Origin of the sequence: Streptomyces sp. ISL-98 (assembly GCF_018614055.1) — a bacterium.
In the GTDB taxonomy this organism is placed as follows: domain Bacteria; phylum Actinomycetota; class Actinomycetes; order Streptomycetales; family Streptomycetaceae; genus Streptomyces; species Streptomyces spiramyceticus.
The window spans coordinates 31,030-50,125 of the sequence record NZ_JAGGPB010000028.1 but is presented as its reverse complement, the minus strand read 5'-3'; the positions used below and the strand labels follow the sequence as shown (position 1 = coordinate 50,125).

Genomic DNA, 19,096 nt, shown 5'->3' with positions numbered 1-19,096 from the left:
CCTGGGGCCCATGCTGACCCTTTCCCAGGCCCTGTACGACCAGATCGTCGCGCACGCACGCGCCGACCACCCCGACGAGGCCTGCGGTGTGGTCGCGGGCCCGGCGGGCACCGACCGGCCCGAGCGGTTCATCCCGATGCTCAACGCCGCCCGCTCGCCCACGTTCTACGAGTTCGACTCGTCCGACCTGCTCAAGCTCTACCGCGACATGGACGACCGGGACGAAGAGCCCGTGATCATCTACCACTCGCACACGGCGACCGAGGCCTACCCGTCCCGTACGGACATCAGCTACGCAAATGAGCCCGGCGCCCATTACGTCCTGGTCTCCACGGCAGACACCGACGACGCCGGCCCGTTCCAGTTCCGCTCGTTCCGCATTGTGGGCGGCGTGATCACTGAGGAAGACGTCAAGGTCGTACAGGCATACTGAGCACGACCTTTGAGGCGGCAGGACCCAGGAAGCCGGTGCGAATCCGGCACGGTCCCGCCACTGTGACCAGGCAACGCCGACCGAGCGACGCCCGGAAGCCAGGAACTGACCTGCCGCCTTCCGCACCACCGACCAGGGGACGAGGAAATCCCCCGGAGGAGGCACCACCGTGTCCTGGCGACCCCGCTGTGCGTTCGTAGCCGCCCTGCTCTCCCTCACCGCCTGCACCTCAGGTGCGGGCGGTCCGGACAAGGCCGAAACCGCAGCCGAAGCCGCCCCCGGCTTCCCGTACACCGTCACCAACTGCGGTGTGAAGACGACGTACAAGGCGCCCCCCACCCGCGTCGTCACCATGAACCAGCACGTCACCGAAGTCATGCTGGAGCTCGGCCTGGCCAAGCACCTCGCCGGGACGGCGTACCTCGACGACAAGGTGCTCCCCAAGTACGAGAAGGACTACGAGGCCACCCCGGTGCTCGCCGAGGAGTACCCCTCGTACGAGAAGCTGCTCGCCGCCAACCCCGACTTCGTCTACGGCGGTTACGCGTCCGCCTTCGCCGCGGGCGACGGTCGCAGCCGCGAGGCGCTGAAGCAGTCGGGCATCAACTCCCGCCTGAACGTGGAGGGATGCACCCGGGGCAAGACCTCCATGAACGCCGTCTACCAGGAGATCCGCGAGGTCGGCCGCACCTTCGGCGTCGCCGGCCGCGCCGAGAAGTGGATCGGCGAAGCCAAGGCGGGCAACGCCGCGACCAGCAAGAAGCTGGCGGGCGTCGATCCCGTCTCCGTATTCGTCTACGACAGCGGCGACAAGAGCGCGTTCACGGTCGGCGGCGGTGGCATCGGCAATGACATGATCAACCGCGCGGGCGGCAAGAACCTCTTCAGCAACCTGTCCAAGTCCTTCGGCGACGCCTCCTGGGAGAGCGTCGTCGAGCGCAGGCCCGAGACCATCGTCATCCTCGACTACGGCTCCACCACCGTCGCCCAGAAGAAGAAGCGCCTGCTGGAGGACCCGGTCCTCGCCGACGTCCCCGCCATCAGGAACAAGCGCTTCGCCGTCCTCCCGCTCTCCGACATGGTCCTCGGTGTACGGGTCCCCGCCGCCGTCGACTCCCTCGCGGCCCAGCTCCACCCCGAGCTGAAGAAGTAGCGGTGAGCCGCAAGACCTCCGTCGCCCGGGGGCGGCTCCGCCACACCCTCGTCGTCGCCGTGCTCACCGCCCTGCTCGCGGTGGCGGCGGTCGCTGGGCTCGTGCTCGGCTCGGTCCGCATCCCCGTCGGCCAGGTCCTGGAGATCATCACCGGCGGCGCCGGCCCCGGCCCGTACCGCACGATCGTCCTCGACGTACGGCTGCCGCGCGTTCTGCTCGGCGCCGTCGTCGGCGCCGGGCTCGCCGTCATCGGCACCGTCCTCCAGGCCCTCGTACGCAACCGGCTCGCCGACCCCTTCCTCCTCGGCGTCTCCTCCGGGGCCTCGGTCGGCGCGGTCTCCGTCATCGTGCTCGGCATCGGCGCGGGCGTCGCCACCACCGTCACCATCCCGCTCGCCGCCTTCGCGGGCGCGCTCGCCTCGCTGGTCCTGGTGTACGGGCTCGCGCGCGGCGGCGGCGCCATGACCACCGGCCGTCTCATCCTCGCCGGAGTCGCCGTCTCGTACATCCTGTCCGCCCTGACCAGCCTGATCATGGTGACCTCGGCCCGCGCCGACCACCTCCAGGAAGTCCTGTACTGGACGCTCGGCGGCCTCGGCAGTGCCCGCTGGGGCCTGCTCGCACTGCCCGCGACCGTCCTGGCCGTCGGGACGGCCGCCCTCGTCACCCTCGCCCGTCCGCTCGACCTGCTGCTGGTGGGGGAGGAGGGTGCCACCGTCCTCGGGCTCGACACCGCCCGCTTCCGCGCGGCCGTGTTCGTGCTGGCCTCGCTGCTCACCGCCGTACTCGTCGCCTACAGCGGTGCGATCGGCTTCGTCGGCCTGATGGTCCCGCACGCCGCCCGCATGATGGTCGGCGCCGGACACCGCAGGCTGCTGCCCGTCGCCGCGCTCGGCGGGGCCGTCTTCCTGGTCGTGGCGGACCTGGCCGCCCGTACCGTCGCCGCGCCCCAGGACATACCCGTCGGCGTGCTCACCGCCCTGACCGGCGGCCCGTTCTTCCTGTGGATGCTGCGCCGCCGCCCCGAGGGAGCCCCCGCATGACGACCCTCACGGCGGAAGGCCTCTCGTACGGCGTCGAAGGCCGCCACCTCGTCGACGACGTCACCATCACCGCCGCCGACGGCGAGACGGTCGGCCTGGTCGGCCCCAACGGCAGCGGCAAGACGACGCTGCTCCGGTGCGTGTACGGGGCCCTGCGCCCCACCCGCGGCCGTGTCCTCCTGGACGGCGACGACCTGCACGTCATGGGCCCCAAAGCCCGGGCCCGGCGCATCGCGACCGTCCCGCAGGACGGCCAGGCCGGGTTCGAGCTGACCGTCCGCGAGATCGTCGCCATGGGCCGCTCCCCGCACAAACGGTTCTGGGAACAGGACACAGACGCCGACACGGATCTCGTACGAGCCGCCCTCGCCAGGGTCGGCATCACGGACCTCGCGGACCGGAGCTTCCCCTCCCTCTCGGGCGGCGAACGCCAGCGGGCTCTGGTGGCGCGGGCGCTGGTCCAGCGGCCGTCCCTGGTCGTACTCGACGAGCCCACGAACCACCTGGACATCCGCTACCAGCTGGAAATTCTGAGCCTCGTCCGCGACTTGGGCACCACCAACCTGCTCGCCCTGCACGACCTGAACCTCGCGGCGTACTACTGCGACCGGCTATACGTCCTGGACAGCGGCCGAGTGGTCGCCTCGGGCGCCCCGGAGGAAGTGCTCACGGCCGACCTCCTGCGTACCGTCTACGGGGTATCGGCCGAGGTCAGCACGCATCCGACGACCGGCACCCCGACCGTCGTCTACCTCCCCGTGTCCACCTGACGAACGTTTTTCGCCCACTATGTGAGATCACATACCCGGAAGCGGGTCGGGAATCTATACGATGACCGAATGGTTCCCCACGACGTGACTGAGACGACGCCGAGCACAGTGCTGCTTGTCGCGCGCCTGCACGTCGATCTGTGCCGGCTCGCCAGTGCGATCTGTACGCCCTGACTGAGCCGCGGACCCACCCCAGCACACGGCCGCACGCACCACGCAGCACCATGTAGTAGTACGCACCACCTGCACGCCCCTGCGCGGGGGACGAACTGCCGCGCCCTTCACGCACGCCGCCCTCCTGACAGGAGTCGAAAGCCATGGCCATCGAGGTCCGCATCCCGACCATCCTCCGCACCTACACCGACGGCGCCAAGGCCGTCGAGGGCAACGGCGACACGCTCGCCGACCTCTTCAACGACCTGGAAGCGCGCCACCACGGCATCCAGGAGCGACTCATCGACAAGGCGAACGGCGACCAGCTGCGCCGCTTCGTGAACGTCTACCTCAATGACGAGGACGTCCGCTTCCTGGACGGCATCTCCACGAAGCTCGCCGACGGCGACAGCGTCACGATCCTCCCGGCCGTCGCCGGCGGCATGGTCTGATGCGGTACGACTCCCCGCTGGCGGCGGTCGGGAACACCCCGCTCGTCCGCCTCCCGCGGCTGTCCCCCTCGGACGAGGTCCGCATCTGGGCCAAGCTGGAGGACCGCAACCCCACCGGCTCGATCAAGGACCGCCCCGCGCTCCACATGGTCGAACAGGCGGAGAAGGACGGCCGTTTGACGCCCGGCTGCACCATTCTGGAGCCGACCAGCGGCAACACCGGCATCTCGCTCGCGATGGCGGCCCGCCTCAAGGGCTACCGCATCGTGTGCGTCATGCCGGAGAACACTTCCCAGGAGCGCCGCGACCTGCTCACCATGTGGGGCGCGGAGATCATCTCGTCCCCGGCGGCGGGCGGCTCCAACACGGCGGTACGGGTCGCCAAGGAACTCTCGGCCGAGAACCCGTCCTGGGTGATGCTCTACCAGTACGGCAACCCGGACAATGCGGGCGCCCACTACGCCACCACGGGCCCCGAGATCCTCGCCGACCTTCCCTCCATCACGCACTTCGTGGCGGGCCTGGGCACCACCGGCACACTCATGGGCGTAGGCCGCTACCTGCGCGAAAACGTCCCCGACATCAAGATCGTCGCCGCTGAGCCGCGCTACGACGACCTGGTCTACGGCCTGCGCAACCTCGACGAGGGTTTCGTCCCCGAGCTGTACGACGCGTCGGTCCTGACCACGCGCTTCTCGGTCGGCTCGGCCGACGCGGTGACCCGCACCCGCGAACTCCTCCAGCAGGAGGGCATCTTCGCGGGCGTCTCGACGGGCGCGGCGTTGCACGCGGCGATCGGGGTGGGCCGGAAGGCGGTCAAGGCGGGGGAGACGGCGGACATCGTTTTCGTGGTCGCGGACGGCGGCTGGAAGTACCTGTCGACGGGCGTCTACACGGCGGAGACGACGGAGGCGGCCATCGAAACCCTGCAGGGCCAGCTCTGGGCGTAGGTGGGATTTCCCCCACCCCGCCCCTTCTCGGCACTCCAGCCTGTCCGGCGCTTGAGGACACTCCCGCAGACTTCGTCCGGGGGACCCCAACGGCGTCCGGGGGTCTGGGGGCTTGCCCCCAGTTTCGGGAAGGGGCGGGGAGGGGAACAGTCCCGCGCAGCCGCGCACCCGCGCCAGGCCCCGCGCCCCCGCACCGCACCCCACAGCCCACGCACCGCGCCCGCATCACTTCGCCAGGTGCCGCACCCGCCCCCAAAGCGTCGGGTCCGCAAGCCCCACCCGGCGGCGGAACTCCCACACCCCCACCTCCCGCAGCTCATCCGTCTCCAGGAAGCTCGGCCGCGCCCGCGCATCCCCCACCGCCCCCGCCGGCAGCGCGATCACGCCCGGCCGTTCTTCGCGGTGCTTGGTGGTGATCTTCGCGATGAGCGCACTGTCACCCCGTACGGACAGGACCAGGCAGGGCCGGTCCTTCGACCCCGGCCCGTCCTCGTACGGCACATCCGCCCACCAGATCTCACCCGCCCGCGGCACCCGCTCCGGCGGCTTGCGGCGCGGCCCCCGCGGCCCCTGCGGCGCCCTCTGCGCCGGCCTCCGCACCCTCGGCCGCCCCGGCGCACCGGGCGGACGCGTACGCTCCCCGGGCCGCCGCCCCCGCCTCCGCCCGTCGACAACCGCCGCGACCAGCGCGATCATCACGACGCCGACCAGCGCCCACCACCAAGACGTATCCATGCGCCCGACCGTACCGGCGCTCCGCGCTCCTCGCGCGCTCCGCCCGAACCGGTGACAGAGCCGGTGACTTCCCCCACAACGACGGGCCATCGAGGAGCGACCAGGTCTTTCGCGCCTTACGCTCGACGAACCCGCACGAACCCTCCCCGTCCCTGCCACGGAGGTTCACGCTCCATGAAGCTCACCGTCGTCGGCTGCTCAGGGTCGTTCCCGTCCGCGGAATCGGCCTGTTCGAGCTACCTCGTAGAGGCCGACGGCTTCCGGCTGCTTCTCGACATGGGCAATGGCGCCCTGGGCGAGCTGCAGCGCCACGTCGGCCTCTACGACCTCGACGCCGTCTTCCTCAGCCATCTCCACGCGGATCACTGCATCGACATGTGCGGCTACTTCGTGGCGCGCTACTACCGCCACGACGGCGGCCGCCCCCCGGCGATTCCCGTGTACGGCCCGGAGGGCACCGAGCAGCGCCTCACCACGGCGTACGCCGACACCCCCACCGAGAAGTCGATGAGCGAGGTGTTCGACTTCCACACCCTCAAGCCGGGCGCGTTCGAGATCGGCCCCTTCTCGGTCCGTACGGAGAAGGTGGCCCACCCGGTCGAGACGTACGGCATCCGCATCCAGAACGGCGGCCGGACGCTCACGTACTCCGGCGACACGGGGGCCTGCGGCGCCCTGGACGAACTGGCGGAGGGCGCCGACCTGTTGCTGTGCGAGGCGTCGTTCACGTACGGCAAGGAGGACATCCCGGACCTCCACCTCAACGGCCGCGAGGCGGGCGAGCTGGCCGAGCGCGCGGGAGCGGCCCGGCTGATCCTCACGCACATCCCGCCGTGGACGGACGCGCAGGTCAACCTGGCCGATGCGCGTGCGGTGTACGAGGGGCCGACGGAACTGGCTTTCGCGGGCGCCGAGTACGAGATCTGAGCAGCCTGAGCAGTACGAAGAGGGCCCCCGGACCGACAGCGGTCCGGGGGCCCTCTCGTAGGTACAGCCAGCGGCTTACTTCGCCTCGGCCTTCTGCAGCTCGGCGAGCTCGTCGTCGGACTCGCGGCCCGGCGTCGGAAGGTTGAACTTGGTGATCGCGAAGCGGAAGACCACGTAGTAGAGCGCCGCGAAGCAGAGACCGACCAGGGCCAGGCCCCACGGGTTGGACGCGATGCCCAGGTTCAGCAGGAAGTCCACCGCGCCGGCCGAGAAGCCGAAGCCGTCCTTCATGCCGAGAGCCCAGGTCAGCGCCATCGAGACACCGGTCAGCACCGCGTGGACGGCGTACAGCACCGGGGCGATGAACATGAAGGTGAACTCGATCGGCTCGGTCACACCCGTCACGAAAGAGGTGAGGGCGAGCGAGAACATCATGCCGCCGATGACCTTGCGGCGCTCGGGACGGGCACAGTGCACGATCGCGAGGCAGGCCGCCGGGAGGGCGAACATCATGATCGGGAAGAAGCCGGTCATGAACTGTCCGGCGCTCGGGTCGCCCTGGAGGAAGCGGGCGATGTCGCCGCTCTTGCCCTCGTACGTACCGGCCTGGAACCAGGGGAAGGAGTTCAGCAGGTGGTGCATGCCGATCGGGATGAGCGCACGGTTGGCGACACCGAAGATGCCCGCGCCCACGGCGCCGGAGCCGACCAGCCACTCACCGAAGTTGTGCAGACCCGCACCGAGGACCGGCCAGATCAAGCCGAAGACGATGCCGACGAAAAGGCCCGCGAAGGCGGAGAGGATCGGGACGAGACGACGGCCGCCGAAGAAGCCCGCCCAGTCGGGCAGCTTGGTCCGGTAGAACTTCTGGTACAGCAGGGCGACGACGATGCCCATGACCACGCCACCGAGGACACCGGCGTTGACCGGCGCCTCGTTCATGACGATCTTGCCGTCAACGACAGCGGCGACCTTCGGCAGGTTGGCGTCGGTGAAGGTGGCAAGGACGTTCTTGAAGACCAGGTAACCGGCGACGGCCGCGAGAGCGGTCGAGCCGTCCGACTTCTTGGCGAAGCCGATCGCGATGCCGACGGCGAACAGGAGCGCCATGTTGTCGAGCAGCGCACCGCCGCCCGCCGCCATGTAGCCTGCGATCTTGGTGATGAAGGTCGGGAAGGACTCCCGGCCCAGCATGTCGGGCTGGCCGAAACGAACCAGGAGCGCGGCGGCCGGCAGCACGGCGACCGGCAGCATGAGGCTGCGGCCGATGCGCTGCATGACAGCCATCGCGCCTGCGCCCTTCTTCTTGGCAGCCGCGGGGGCGGCGCTGTCCGTGGACATCAATTCCTCCAGGGGGCAAAGGCGCCGCCAGGGGGAAATGGGGGACGGCGGCATCTCCGGGTAACGCGGCGCATTCGCCACGTGGTCTACACCACTCAGTGGTGTAGACCAGTTTTAGCACGGTGAAGGACAGATAAGGAACCCCCGCTTCCATGCTCCCGTCCTATGCCTTCGTGATATCCCGCTCGATCTCCTCCTCCAATTCGTCCGGCTCCCGTCCGGGAGTCGGCAGATTGAACTTGATGATCGCGAACCGGAAGATCACGTAATAGATGACCGCGAAGCCCAGACCGATCGGAATGATCAGCCATGGTCTGGTCGCCAGGCTCCAGTTGATGACGTAGTCGATCAGTCCCGCCGAGAAGCTGAATCCGTCCTTCACGCCAAGTGCCCAGGTCACGGCCATCGAGACACCCGTGAGCACGGCGTGGATCGCGTACAGCACAGGGGCGATGAAGAGGAACGAATACTCGATCGGCTCGGTGATGCCGGTGACGAACGACGTCAGGGCGACCGAAAGCATCAGGCCACCGACCTGCTTGCGCCGCCGCGGCTTCGCGCAGTGCGTGATCGCCAGGGCCGCCGCCGGGAGGGCGAACATCATGATCGGGAAGAAGCCGGTCGTGGACCAGCCCGCGGTGGGGTCACCCGCCAGGAACATGTTGATGTCACCGTGCACCACCGTGCCGTCCGGCTTGGTGTACGTACCGAACTGGAACCAGACGGGCACGTTGAGGAACTGGTGCAGACCGACGACCAGGAGTGCGCGGTTCGCGACGCCGAAGATGCCCGAGCCCCACGCGCCGAGCCCCACCAGCCAGTCGCTGAAGTCCTCCAGGGCGTCACCGATCGGCGGCCAGATCCACAGGCAGAGCGCGGCGAAGGCGATCGCGACGAACGACATGATGATCGGCACGAGTCGGCGTCCGTTGAAGAAGCCGAGCCAGTCGACCAGCTTCACGCGGTGGTAGCGCTGCCAGAACCAGGCGGCGAGCAGGCCCACGACGATGCCGCCGAAGACCCCCGGGTTCTGGTACGTGAACGCGACGACCGCGCCGTCCGCCGTCTGACAGCCGGTCGCGACCGCCTTGGCGCCGCCCTCGCAGCCCTTGGGGAACTGGTGCAGCACGTTGTAGTAGACGAGGAAGCCGGCCACGGCCGCCAGCGCCGTCGAGCCGTCCGACTTCTTCGCCATGCCGATCGCGACACCCACGCAGAACAGCAGGGGCAGGCCGAGGCTTCCGTCGAGCAGCGCGCCACCGGCTCCGGCCATCACCTTGGCCACGTCGTTCCAGCCGAGACCGTCCTCGCCGAACACATCGGGCTGGCCGAGGCGGTTGAGGATGCCGGCCGCCGGGAGTACGGCGATGGGGAGCTGGAGGCTGCGCCCCATCTTCTGAAGCCCCTGGAAAAGCCCGCTCCACCAGCTCTTCTCCGGGGCGGCCGCGCCCGCAGCCCCGCTGGTCGAACTCATCGGCGTCCTCCCGGAGCTAGCGAGGTCTGGCGAGCGTTGCATACTGGTGTAGACCAGTTGCGGTACGGTCCGGAGCTCGGCCGGAAGACGGGGCACCGGTGATCGCCATCATTCGGTACAGGGCAGTTACTCGCCCGTGAAGTTGGGCCAACCGTGAGTTACCGTGGCAAAGCGGCCACGGTGGGCCGGGACTTCGTGCTTTGGACAACAGGGAGAAAGACATGGCCAGCAAGGCTGAGAAGATCGTCGCCGGCCTCGGCGGTATCGAGAACATCGACGAGATCGAAGGCTGCATCACCCGCCTCCGCACCGAGGTCCTCGACCCCAGCAAGGTCGACGAGGCCGCACTGAAGGCCGCAGGCGCCCACGGCGTCGTCAAGATGGGCACCGCGATCCAGGTCGTCATCGGCACCGACGCCGACCCGATCGCCGCCGACATCGAAGACATGATGTGACCCACCCGACCTGCCCCTGACTTACGCCCGACTCACGGCTCAGTCACCGCCGTCTCACCGCAGGGGGCCCGTTCCGACCACCGGAACGGGCCCCTCACGCATGCGCGGCCACCGGCTAGGCTCGACAGCATGTCTCGAATCGACGGCCGCACCCCCGAACAGCTCCGCCCGGTCACCATCGAACGCGGATGGAGCAAGCACGCCGAGGGCTCCGTCCTCATCGCCTTCGGCGACACGAAGGTCTTCTGCACCGCCTCCTTCTCCGAAGGCGTCCCGCGCTGGCGCAAGGGCAGCGGTGAAGGCTGGGTCACCTCCGAGTACTCGATGCTGCCCCGCTCCACCAACACCCGCGGCGACCGCGAATCCGTACGCGGCAAGATCGGCGGCCGTACGCACGAGATCTCGCGCCTCATCGGCCGGTCCCTCCGCGCGGTCATCGACTACAAGGCCCTCGGCGAGAACACGATCGTCCTGGACTGCGACGTGCTCCAGGCCGACGGCGGCACCCGCACCGCCGCGATCACCGGGGCATACGTCGCCCTGGCCGACGCGGTCGCCTGGGGCCAGGCCAAGAAGCTCATCAAGCCCGGCCGCAAGCCGCTCACCGGCACCGTCGCCGCCGTCAGCGTCGGCATCATCGACGGCGAACCGCTCCTCGACCTCTGCTACGAGGAGGACGTACGCGCCGAGACCGACATGAACGTCGTCTGCACCGGCGACGGCCGCTTCGTCGAAGTCCAGGGCACCGCCGAGGCCGAGCCGTTCGACCGCAAGGAACTGAACGCCCTCCTCGACCTCGCCACCGGCGGCTGCGCCGACCTCACCGCACTCCAGACCGAGGCTCTGCAGGGCTGAGCCCGGGCCGAGCAACCGCGTACGCGCCCCACGCGTCGTAACGAATACGGGCGTACGGACAAAACCGTGTGCCCGTCCGCACTGCCACCTCCGGGAGGGACCGTTCCATGGCCTCGCGCCTCCGCACCGCACTCGCCATATCCGCCACCTTGCTCACGCTCACCGCAGCGGTCGGCTGCGGCGCCGTGGACAAGGCGCTGGACTGCGTTCAGACCGCCGACTCCATCGCGAACAGCGTCGACAAGCTGACGGAGGCCGTTTCCAGTGCCGCCGACGACCCGCTGAAGGCGGAAAAGGCTCTCGACGACATCGACAAGGAACTGAACGACCTCGGCGACAAGACCGACAACGCGGATCTCGACAAGGCCGTCGACGACCTCAACAAGGCTGTGGACAACGTCCGCAAGGCCATCGAGGACGGCGACAGCACCCCCGACGTGAGCCCGGTCACCGACGCGGCCAAGGAAATCGGCAACGTCTGCACGTCGTAAATACTGGTGGCATGACGCGCCTGATCCTCGCCACCCGCAACGCCGGGAAAATCACCGAGCTCCACGCGATCCTCGCCGACGCAGGTCTCACCCATGACCTCGTCGGCGCGGACGCGTACCCCGACATCCCCGACGTCAAGGAAACCGGCGTCACCTTCGCCGAAAACGCCCTGCTCAAGGCCCACGCCATGGCACAGGCCACCGGCCTCCCGGCCGTCGCCGACGACTCGGGCCTGTGCGTGGACGTCCTGAACGGCGCCCCTGGCATCTTCTCCGCCCGCTGGTCGGGCACCCACGGCGACGACGCCGCGAACCTCAACCTGCTGCTGGCCCAGCTCGCGGACATCGACGACGCCCACCGTGGCGCCCACTTCGCCTGCGCGGCAGCCCTCGCCCTCCCCGACGGCACGGAACGCGTGGTCGAGGGCCGCCTCATGGGCACCCTGCGCCACACCCCTTCGGGCACGGGCGGCTTCGGCTACGACCCGATCCTCCAGCCGGACAGCGAGACGCGCACCTGCGCGGAGCTGTCGGCGTCCGAGAAGAACGCGATCAGCCACCGGGGCAAGGCCTTCCGTGCCCTTGTCCCGGTGGTGCGTGAACTCCTGGGCCGATAGCCGGAGTCGATGTGTGCGGCCGGAGGGACTCGAACCCTCACGGGAGTTACCCCACTGGGACCTAAACCCAGCGTGACTGCCAATTCCACCACGGCCGCCAGCCGCCCGGCCATCGTACTGGCCGGGCGGTGGTGATCAGATGGCCAGGTCCTTGATGATCTTCGCTACGTGGCCCGTCGCCTTCACGTTGTAGAGCGCGCGCTCGATCTTGCCGTCCTCGTCGACGACGAACGTCGAGCGGATCACGCCCACCACCGTCTTGCCGTACAGCTTCTTCTCGCCGTACGCGCCGTACGCCGTGAGGACTTCCTTCTCCGGGTCGCCGACCAGGGTGACCTTGAGGTCCTCCTTGTCGCGGAACTTCGCGAGCTTCTCCGGCTTGTCGGGCGAGACGCCGATGACGTCGTATCCCGCCCCGGCCAGCAGGTCCAGGTTGTCGGTGAAGTCGCAGGCCTGCTTGGTGCAGCCGGGGGTCAGGGCGGCCGGGTAGAAGTAGACGATGACCTTGCGGCCCTTGTGGGCGGCGAGGGAGATCTCGTTGCCGTCCGCGTCGGGCAGGGTGAAGGCGGGGGCGGGGTCGCCGGGCTGGAGTCGCTCGCTCATCAAGGTCTCCTCGTGCGGTGCGCGATGGGTGCGGGATATGGGAACGAAATTAGGATTACGCCCTTGAGCGTAATGGGGGTGCCGTGGGGTGTGTGACGGCCCGAGCTGACAGACTGTCGACGAAGAACTACCGGATTCGGCCCACGACCACGGAGGCAGCGCAGTGTCGGATGCCAGGACCCCTGCGCAGATCGAGGCGGACATCAAGAGCCGGCGCGACCAGCTGGCCGTCACGCTCGACGAGATCGGCGTGCGGCTGCACCCGAAGACGATCGTCGGCGACGCGAAGGCGAAAGTCGCCTCGACCGTCGACCGGACCGCGGGCCGTGCGCTGGTCGCGGCGAACCGGGCCGTGTCCGACGTCAAGGCGCAGTTCGTGTCCGAGGACGGGGCCCCGCGTCTTGAGCGGCTCGTACCGGTGGCACTGGTGGCCGTGGGGATCGTAGGACTGTTCGCGCTGTCGGCACGCCGCAGGCGGGGCTGACCCAGCGGCGTACGACGGGCCCGTGGGCAGGTAGGTTCGGGGCGTGAGCGAGAACCCCACACACGACAAGCTGCCCATCCGCATGCTGCACGACCGGGTCCTGGTCAGGTCCGACACCCCCGAGGGCGAGCGGCGCTCGGGCGGCGGCATTCTGATTCCGGCGACCGCGGCGGTCGGCAAGCGGCTGGCCTGGGCCGAGGTGGTCGCGGTCGGCCAGAACGTACGGACCGTGGTGCCGGGCGACCGGGTGCTGTACGACCCGGAGGACCGGGCGGAGGTCGAGGTACGCGGCATCGCGTACGTGCTGATGCGCGAGCGCGATTTGCATGCGGTGGCTTCCGAGCGGGTCTCTGATGACTCCACGGGCCTGTATCTGTAGCGGTACGGGATCTGTAGCGGTACGGGGCGGTAAGGGCCGGTGACCAGTGTCACCGGCCCTTACGTCTGCGCCTTGCTACCTTGGAAGCACCCCGACGAGACGCGCCGTACCGGGTTGGAATCGCAAAGACGACGCTCCCCCGTTGAATCCGTTGATTCCGCGTTTCGCTTCGGAGGTGCCGTCCGTCATGGCTTGGGTTCTGCTTGTCGTCGCTGGTCTGCTTGAGGTGGGCTGGTCGATCGGGATGAAGTACACCGACGGTTTTACGAGGCTCTGGCCCAGTGTTTTCACGGGTGCGGGGATCGTCGCGAGCATGCTGCTGCTGTCGCACGCGGCCAAGACACTGCCGATCGGTACGGCGTACGGCGTGTGGGTCGGTATCGGTGCGGCAGGCGCGGCTGTGCTGGGCATGGTGGTGCTGGGTGAGCCGGCCACCGCGGCCCGGATCTTCTTCGTGTGCTTGCTGCTGGTGGCGGTGGTGGGGCTGAAGGCGACGTCCGGGCACTAGAGGATCCGGGCCCTGCCGTTACTCGCGGCCCTGTCCGCCCCCCAGTAGCCCGTCCGTGGGCGACGACCCCGTCGTGCCGCCCATGTCCGTCTCTTCGCCCTCGGTGTCCCCCGTGCCGCCGGTGTCGGTGGTCACCCCGCCCGTGTCTGTCGTGCCTCCGGAGTCCGTCGTACCGCCCGTGTCGGTGGTCACCCCGCCCGTGCCCGTCGTGCCTCCGCTGTCCGCCGTGCCGCCGGTGCCGGTCGTCGCCCCGCCCGTGTCCGTCGCGCCGCCCACCGCCCTGTCGTCCGGGCTGCTCGGTGTCTCGCTCGTCGCGGGCGGGGTCTCCTCCGGCTCACCCGTGCCCGGCTGCTCGGACGACGGGGGAGCCACCGGCTCTTCCGCGCCCTCCGCCACCTCCAGGTCGAAGTCCCGCACCTCCTTGTCCTGGAGGGCGGTGGCCGTGAACTGGCCCCAGATCTCGGCGGGCGCCCCGCCGCCGTTGATGCGGGGCAGGCCGAGCGCTCCGTACAGCGGCTTCTGCACGCCCGTGTCCGGGTCCTGGCCCATCACCGCGACGACCGTCGCCAGGTCGGGCGTGTACCCCGCGAACCACGCCGCCTTGTCCTCCTCGGCGGTGCCCGTCTTGCCCGCGGCGGGACGGCCCGCGGACTGGGCCGCCGTGCCGGTGCCGCCGTCGACGACGCTCCGCAGGATCGCGGTCGTGGTGTCGGCGGACTCGCGGTTCACGGCCGGCTGCGCGCTCTCCATCGGCAGTCCGACGTTCTGCCCGCTCTTGGTGACCTTTTCGACGATCGAGTACGTGCCGTGCTCGCCGTGGTTGGCGAGTGTCGCGTACGCCTCCGTCATGTCGAGGACGCTGGCGGTCGCGACGCCGAGCGCGATGGACGGGTAGGCGTCGAGACTGGGGGTGTTGGAGGGGAGACCGAGGTTGACGGCCGTCTCCTTGACGTTGGACGGGCCGACGTCCTGCGCCATCTGCGCGTACACCGAGTTGACGGACTTGTCGGTGGCGGTGCGGACGGTCACGGGGCCGTACGAGGCCTGGTCCTCGTTCTCGGGGGCGTAACCCGTCGCTCCCTCCGGGCCCTGCACCATCCGCTTGTTCGTGCCGTCGTAGACCGTGTTCGGGGTGATCGGGCTGCCGTCCTGCGTGGTCGAGCCGTTCTCGACGGCCGACGTGAAGACGAACGGCTTGAAAGTGGAGCCGACTTGGTAGTCACGGCGCGTCGCGTTGTTGACGTACTGCTTCGTGTAGTCGATGCCGCCGTACATCGCGACGACCTTGCCGGTCTTCGGGTCGATGGACGCGCCGCCGACGCGCACATTGCGGTCGGCCTTTCGGTCCTTGCTGATCTTCGACATCACATTGTCGTTCACGGCCTCGGCGAAGGCGTCCTGCTTCTCCTTTTCGAGGGTGGTGGTGATGCGGTAGCCGCCGGTGGCGAGCGTGTCCTCGTCGATGATCTTGTTGCTGGTGAGGTAGTCCTCGACGGCCTGCACGATGTAGCCGCGCTGCCCGGACAGGCCGGACGCGGGCTTGGCGACCTGCGGCATGGGGAACTTCATCGCGGCGCGGTCGGCGGGGCTCAGCCACTTCTCCTTGACCATGCCGTCGAGTACGTAGTTCCAGCGAGCCATGGCCTGCGGCTTGTTCTCGGGGTGGGTGGCGACGTCGTACGCGCTGGGGGCGTTGAGGAGCGAGGCCAGGTAGGCGCCCTGCGCGGTGTCGACGTCGTCGATGTCCTTGCCGTAGTACGCCTGGGCGGCGGCCTGGATGCCGTACGCGTTGCGCCCGAAGTAGCTGGTGTTGAGGTAGCCCTCGAAGATGTCGTCCTTGCTCTCCTCGCGGTTGAGCTTGATCGCGATGAAGAACTCCTTCACCTTGCGGCTGACCGTCTGCTCCTGGCCGAGGTAGTAGTTCTTGACGTACTGCTGCGTGATGGTGGAGCCGGACTGCTTGCCCTTGCCGGTGAGAGTGTTCCAGCCTGCGCGGACCATCGCCTTGGGGTCGATGGCGGGCTCGGAGTAGAAGTCCCGGTCCTCGGCGGCGAGCACGGTGTGCTGGACGGGCTTGGGGACGTGGGCGAGGGTGGTGTTCTGGCGGTTGACCTCGCCGTCGCGGGCGAGCTGGGTGCCGTCGGCGTAGAGGTAGACGTTGCTCTGGGCGGTGGCGGCGCTGTTGGCCGGCGGGATCTTGACGAGCGTGTAACCGGCGACGAAGGCACCGCACAGCAGCAGCGCCAGCAGCAGGAGCGTGCCGAGCAGCATCCGCCAGGTGGGGATCAGACGGCGCAGGCCCGTGCGCTGCTGTCTGCCCGGCCTGTCCCTCTTGCTGGATCTGGCGGTCTTGGTGGCCTGACCGGGGACCGGGGCGGAGGGATCCCGGGGTGCCCAGCCCTGGGGCTGCTGCTGTGGGTCGTCGCTCATGTACGTGGAGACTCTCTGGCCGGGGCCAGAGGTTCGCTCTCCGGCGTAACGGTGTCGTATCGGGTGATTCAGGCAGTACCCCCATAGTGCACTCCCGCGCGGGCGACCCCTGTTAACCCCGCCCTTAAATGCCTCGCGGTGGGCGACGCCGGGGACTAGGGTCTTGCGCTTTGGTGCCGGGGCGGGGGGAGGGGGTCGGCGTGCGGTTGTACGTGGTCGTGGCGGCCGGTGGCTTCCGGCGTTATGCGACGTACCGGGTGGCGACGGCGGCGGGGGTGTTCACCAATACCGTCTTCGGTTTCATCATGGCGTACGTCTACACCGCGCTGTGGGACGAGCGCCCGCAACTCGGCGGGTACGACCTGTCGCAGGCGCTCACCTATGTGTGGCTCGGGCAGGCGCTGCTGATGACCGTCGCCATGATGGGCGGCGGCTTCGAGGACGAGCTGATCGAGCGAATCCGTACGGGTGACATCGCGATCGACCTCTACCGGCCCGCCGACCTCCAGCTCTTCTGGCTGGCCGGAGATCTCGGGAGGGCCGGCTTCCACCTGCTTGGGCGCGGCATCGTGCCGATGGCGCTCGGCGCGCTCGCCTTCGACCTCGCGCTGCCCGCCAACCCCCTCGTATGGCTGGCCTTTCTGGCCTCGGCAGCGCTCGGCGTGGTCGTCAGTTTCGCCGTCCGGTTCCTGGTGGCGCTGTCCGCGTTCTGGCTGCTCGACGGCGCGGGCGTCGCGCAGATGACCTGGCTCGCCGGGCTCTTCTTCTCCGGAATGGTGCTGCCGCTCACCCTCTTCCCCGGCGCTCTGGGCGAGCTGGCACGGGCGCTGCCCTGGTCGGCGCTGCTCCAGGTGCCGGCCGACGTCTTCCTCGGGAAGCACACGGGCTGGGGCCTGGTGCGGGTGTACGCCTTCCAGATCGGCTGGGCGGCGGCGCTGCTGACGGCGGGTCGGCTGCTCCAGTCCGTGGCGACGCGCAGGGTGGTGGTCCAGGGTGGCTGACGGACGGGTTGACCGGCCGCTCGACCGACGGGGTGACCGACTGTGGGCGGGCGTAAGGGCGTACGGGCTGATCGCCTCGATGTGGATCCGCTCGACGATGACCTACCGCGCGTCCTTCGCGATGACCACCTTCGGGAACTTCGCGGCGACCGCGCTCGATTTCGTCGCCATCATGCTGATGTTCTCGCACATCGATGCGCTGGGCGGCTACACACTGCCCGAGGTTGCCTTCCTCTACGGCACCGCGGGCGCAGCCTTCGGCCTCGCCGACCTGGTGATGGGCTCGATGGACCGGCTGGGGCGCCGCGTGCGCGACGGCACGCTGGACACCCTGCTCGTACGCCCCGTGCCGGTCCTCGCGCAGGTCGCGGCCGACCGCTTCGCGCTGCGCAGGCTGGGGCGCATCACGCAGGGGCTGCTCGTACTCGCGTACGCGCTGACCGCCCTCGACATCGCGTGGACGCCGCTGAAGGTTCTGATGCTGCCGATGATGCTGCTCAGCGGGGCGGCGATCTTCTCGGCGGTGTTCGTGGCCGGGGCGGGCTTCCAGTTCTGGGCGCAGGACGCCTCCGAGGTGCAGAACTCCTTTACGTACGGCGGCACTACGCTCCTCCAGTACCCGCCGTCGCTTTTCGCGAAGGACCTCGTGCGCGGGGTGACCTTCGTGCTGCCGCTGGCCTTCGTCAACTGGCTGCCCGCGCTGTATGTCCTTGACCGCCCGTACCCGCTGGACCTGCCGGGCTGGCTCGCCTTCATGCCGCCGGTGGTGGCGGCGGTGTGCTGTGTGCTGGCGGGGGCGGCGTGGCGGGCGGGCCTTCGTTCGTACCGGAGCACGGGGAGCTGAGATTTCCTTGACCACGGATTTCATCAAGCTGGAGGGCGTCGAGAAGGTCTTCGACGTACGCAGAAAGAAGGGCCGCCTGCGCCGCGAGAAGACGCAGGTCCGGGCGGTCGACGGGATCAGTTTCTCGGTGCCGCGCGGCGAGATGGTCGGCTACATCGGGCCGAACGGTGCCGGCAAGTCCACCACCATCAAGATGCTCACCGGCATCCTGACACCGAGCGGCGGCCGGCTGCGCGTCGCGGGCATCGACCCCTCCCGGGAGCGGACGCGGCTCGCGCAGCGCATCGGGGTGGTGTTCGGGCAGCGTACGACGCTGTGGTGGGACCTGCCGCTGCGCGACTCGTACCGGCTGATGCACCGCATGTACCGGATCCCGGACGCCCGCTTCAAGGAGAACATGGCGCGGTGCGTCGAACTCCTGGATCTGGGCGCGCTGTTGGACGTACCCGTACGGCAGCTCTCGCTCGGGCAGCGGATGCGCGGCGACATCGCGGCGGCGCTGCTGCACGACCCCGAGGTGCTGTATCTCGACGAGCCGACGATCGGCCTCGACGGGATCTCCAAGGCCAAGGTCCGCGACTTCCTGCGGGACCTGAACGCCGAGCGCGGGACCACGGTCCTGCTGACGACGCACGACCTGACCGACATCGAGCAGCTGTGCAAGCGGGTCATGGTCATCGACCACGGGCGGCTGGTGTACGACGGCGCGCTGGCCGGGCTGCACGAGGTGGGCGAGAGCGAGCGGACCCTCGTCGTCGACCTTGAGCGCGAACTGCCGCCGATCGAGGCGGCGGGCGCGCGGGTGGTCAAGGTGGAGGGGCCCAGGCAGTGGCTGGCCTTCCCGGCCTCGGTGTCGGCGGCGCCGCTGGTGGCGGCGGTCGCGGAGCGGTATCCGCTGGTGGACCTGTCGGTGCGGGAGCCGGACATCGAGGCAGTGATCGCGAAGATGTACGCGGACAGGTCAACTCTGTGACTGCGGACCCGGGTTGACTAGGCTT

The 19,096-nt window shown here is 69.2% G+C and carries 23 protein-coding genes, 1 tRNA gene and 2 riboswitches; of the genes, 18 read left to right on the top strand and 6 right to left on the bottom strand.

Annotation, left to right across the window (positions count from 1 at the left end):
* The first annotated feature begins 10 nt into the window (after positions 1-10).
* The 7 genes from J7I98_RS20065 (at position 11) to J7I98_RS20040 (ending at position 4,954) form a co-directional block, all read left to right on the top strand.
* A complete protein-coding gene (locus J7I98_RS20065; RefSeq protein ID WP_214922143.1) occupies positions 11-433 on the top strand; it encodes a Mov34/MPN/PAD-1 family protein in 423 nt (140 codons plus the stop codon).
* A riboswitch (cobalamin riboswitch) is annotated at positions 419-562 on the top strand. (Overlaps the previous gene by 15 nt.)
* A 40-nt stretch (positions 563-602) precedes the next feature.
* The gene (locus J7I98_RS20060) at positions 603-1,586 is read left to right on the top strand and encodes an ABC transporter substrate-binding protein (RefSeq protein WP_214922141.1); all 984 of its coding nucleotides are present in this window, start codon (positions 603-605) and stop codon (positions 1,584-1,586) included.
* 2 nt (positions 1,587-1,588) lie between these two features.
* Positions 1,589-2,629, top strand: coding sequence for an iron ABC transporter permease (locus tag J7I98_RS20055; RefSeq protein ID WP_214922140.1), 1,041 nt, complete (start codon positions 1,589-1,591; stop codon positions 2,627-2,629).
* The gene (locus tag J7I98_RS20050; RefSeq protein WP_214922139.1) at positions 2,626-3,399 is read left to right on the top strand and encodes an ABC transporter ATP-binding protein; all 774 of its coding nucleotides are present in this window, start codon (positions 2,626-2,628) and stop codon (positions 3,397-3,399) included. The genes J7I98_RS20055 and J7I98_RS20050 overlap by 4 nt, the downstream gene beginning before the upstream one ends.
* A 69-nt stretch (positions 3,400-3,468) precedes the next feature.
* Complete coding sequence (locus J7I98_RS42930; RefSeq protein WP_374225157.1) at positions 3,469-3,573, top strand: putative leader peptide; 105 nt, start codon at positions 3,469-3,471, stop codon at positions 3,571-3,573.
* A gap of 143 nt (positions 3,574-3,716) precedes the next feature.
* The gene (locus tag J7I98_RS20045; protein WP_214922138.1) at positions 3,717-4,004 is read left to right on the top strand and encodes a MoaD/ThiS family protein; all 288 of its coding nucleotides are present in this window, start codon (positions 3,717-3,719) and stop codon (positions 4,002-4,004) included.
* Positions 4,004-4,954, top strand: a complete 951-nt coding sequence (locus J7I98_RS20040; protein WP_214922137.1) for a PLP-dependent cysteine synthase family protein — start codon at positions 4,004-4,006, stop codon at positions 4,952-4,954. Before J7I98_RS20045 ends, J7I98_RS20040 begins: the two co-directional genes overlap by 1 nt.
* Positions 4,955-5,179: 225 nt before the next feature.
* On the opposite strand, the gene J7I98_RS20035 is transcribed toward J7I98_RS20040, so the two are convergent.
* Positions 5,180-5,689: a type II toxin-antitoxin system PemK/MazF family toxin gene (locus J7I98_RS20035; RefSeq protein ID WP_214922136.1), complete on the bottom strand. Its 510-nt coding sequence runs from the start codon at positions 5,687-5,689 to the stop codon at positions 5,180-5,182.
* A gap of 174 nt (positions 5,690-5,863) precedes the next feature.
* On the opposite strand from J7I98_RS20035, the gene J7I98_RS20030 reads away from it, so the two are divergent.
* Complete coding sequence (locus tag J7I98_RS20030; RefSeq protein WP_214922135.1) at positions 5,864-6,616, top strand: MBL fold metallo-hydrolase; 753 nt, start codon at positions 5,864-5,866, stop codon at positions 6,614-6,616.
* A 75-nt stretch (positions 6,617-6,691) separates the two neighbouring features.
* On the opposite strand, the gene J7I98_RS20025 is transcribed toward J7I98_RS20030, so the two are convergent.
* A complete protein-coding gene (locus J7I98_RS20025; RefSeq protein WP_214922134.1) occupies positions 6,692-7,957 on the bottom strand; it encodes a PTS transporter subunit EIIC in 1,266 nt (421 codons plus the stop codon).
* Positions 7,958-8,120: 163 nt separating this feature from the next.
* Entirely contained in the window at positions 8,121-9,431 is a 1,311-nt protein-coding gene (locus J7I98_RS20020; RefSeq protein WP_214922133.1) for a PTS transporter subunit EIIC, read from the bottom strand.
* Positions 9,432-9,652: 221 nt separating this feature from the next.
* On the opposite strand from J7I98_RS20020, the gene J7I98_RS20015 reads away from it, so the two are divergent.
* From J7I98_RS20015 to rdgB, 4 genes are all read left to right on the top strand, one after another.
* Positions 9,653-9,886: a glucose PTS transporter subunit EIIB gene (locus J7I98_RS20015; RefSeq protein WP_093800669.1), complete on the top strand. Its 234-nt coding sequence runs from the start codon at positions 9,653-9,655 to the stop codon at positions 9,884-9,886.
* Between the two features lie 129 nt (positions 9,887-10,015).
* On the top strand, positions 10,016-10,741 hold the full coding sequence (rph, locus tag J7I98_RS20010; RefSeq protein WP_214922132.1) for a ribonuclease PH: 726 nt from the start codon (positions 10,016-10,018) through the stop codon (positions 10,739-10,741).
* A 107-nt stretch (positions 10,742-10,848) separates the two neighbouring features.
* Positions 10,849-11,232: a hypothetical protein gene (locus tag J7I98_RS20005; protein ID WP_214922131.1), complete on the top strand. Its 384-nt coding sequence runs from the start codon at positions 10,849-10,851 to the stop codon at positions 11,230-11,232.
* Between the two features lie 11 nt (positions 11,233-11,243).
* The gene (gene rdgB, locus J7I98_RS20000; protein WP_214922130.1) at positions 11,244-11,849 is read left to right on the top strand and encodes an RdgB/HAM1 family non-canonical purine NTP pyrophosphatase; all 606 of its coding nucleotides are present in this window, start codon (positions 11,244-11,246) and stop codon (positions 11,847-11,849) included.
* 14 nt (positions 11,850-11,863) lie between these two features.
* Here the strand turns inward: rdgB and J7I98_RS19995 are convergent.
* Both J7I98_RS19995 and bcp read right to left on the bottom strand, forming a co-directional pair.
* A tRNA-Leu gene (locus J7I98_RS19995) sits at positions 11,864-11,947 on the bottom strand.
* A gap of 37 nt (positions 11,948-11,984) precedes the next feature.
* Positions 11,985-12,452, bottom strand: a complete 468-nt coding sequence (gene bcp, locus J7I98_RS19990) for a thioredoxin-dependent thiol peroxidase (RefSeq protein WP_214922129.1) — start codon at positions 12,450-12,452, stop codon at positions 11,985-11,987.
* Positions 12,453-12,615: 163 nt separating this feature from the next.
* Here bcp and J7I98_RS19985 point away from each other — a divergent pair, with 163 nt between their 5' ends.
* The 3 genes from J7I98_RS19985 (at position 12,616) to J7I98_RS19975 (ending at position 13,823) form a co-directional block, all read left to right on the top strand.
* Positions 12,616-12,936 carry a DUF3618 domain-containing protein gene (locus tag J7I98_RS19985; protein WP_214922128.1) on the top strand — a complete coding sequence of 107 codons (321 nt, stop codon included), beginning with the start codon at positions 12,616-12,618 and terminating at the stop codon, positions 12,934-12,936.
* Between the two features lie 43 nt (positions 12,937-12,979).
* The gene (locus J7I98_RS19980; RefSeq protein ID WP_214922127.1) at positions 12,980-13,315 is read left to right on the top strand and encodes a co-chaperone GroES; all 336 of its coding nucleotides are present in this window, start codon (positions 12,980-12,982) and stop codon (positions 13,313-13,315) included.
* A 69-nt stretch (positions 13,316-13,384) separates the two neighbouring features.
* Positions 13,385-13,453: riboswitch (guanidine-III (ykkC-III) riboswitch) on the top strand.
* 49 nt (positions 13,454-13,502) lie between these two features.
* Positions 13,503-13,823: a multidrug efflux SMR transporter gene (locus J7I98_RS19975; RefSeq protein ID WP_028811654.1), complete on the top strand. Its 321-nt coding sequence runs from the start codon at positions 13,503-13,505 to the stop codon at positions 13,821-13,823.
* Positions 13,824-13,841: 18 nt separating this feature from the next.
* On the opposite strand, the gene J7I98_RS19970 is transcribed toward J7I98_RS19975, so the two are convergent.
* The gene (locus J7I98_RS19970; protein WP_214922126.1) at positions 13,842-16,253 is read right to left on the bottom strand and encodes a transglycosylase domain-containing protein; all 2,412 of its coding nucleotides are present in this window, start codon (positions 16,251-16,253) and stop codon (positions 13,842-13,844) included.
* A 200-nt stretch (positions 16,254-16,453) separates the two neighbouring features.
* On the opposite strand from J7I98_RS19970, the gene J7I98_RS19965 reads away from it, so the two are divergent.
* From J7I98_RS19965 to J7I98_RS19955, 3 genes are read left to right on the top strand one after another with little or no spacing between them, the layout of a single operon-like run.
* Positions 16,454-17,254 carry an ABC-2 family transporter protein gene (locus J7I98_RS19965; protein WP_214922125.1) on the top strand — a complete coding sequence of 267 codons (801 nt, stop codon included), beginning with the start codon at positions 16,454-16,456 and terminating at the stop codon, positions 17,252-17,254.
* The gene (locus J7I98_RS19960; protein WP_308377869.1) at positions 17,247-18,098 is read left to right on the top strand and encodes an ABC transporter permease; all 852 of its coding nucleotides are present in this window, start codon (positions 17,247-17,249) and stop codon (positions 18,096-18,098) included. The genes J7I98_RS19965 and J7I98_RS19960 overlap by 8 nt, the downstream gene beginning before the upstream one ends.
* Before the next feature lie 7 nt (positions 18,099-18,105).
* Complete coding sequence (locus J7I98_RS19955) at positions 18,106-19,071, top strand: ATP-binding cassette domain-containing protein (protein ID WP_214922124.1); 966 nt, start codon at positions 18,106-18,108, stop codon at positions 19,069-19,071.
* Positions 19,072-19,096 lie beyond the last annotated feature (25 nt).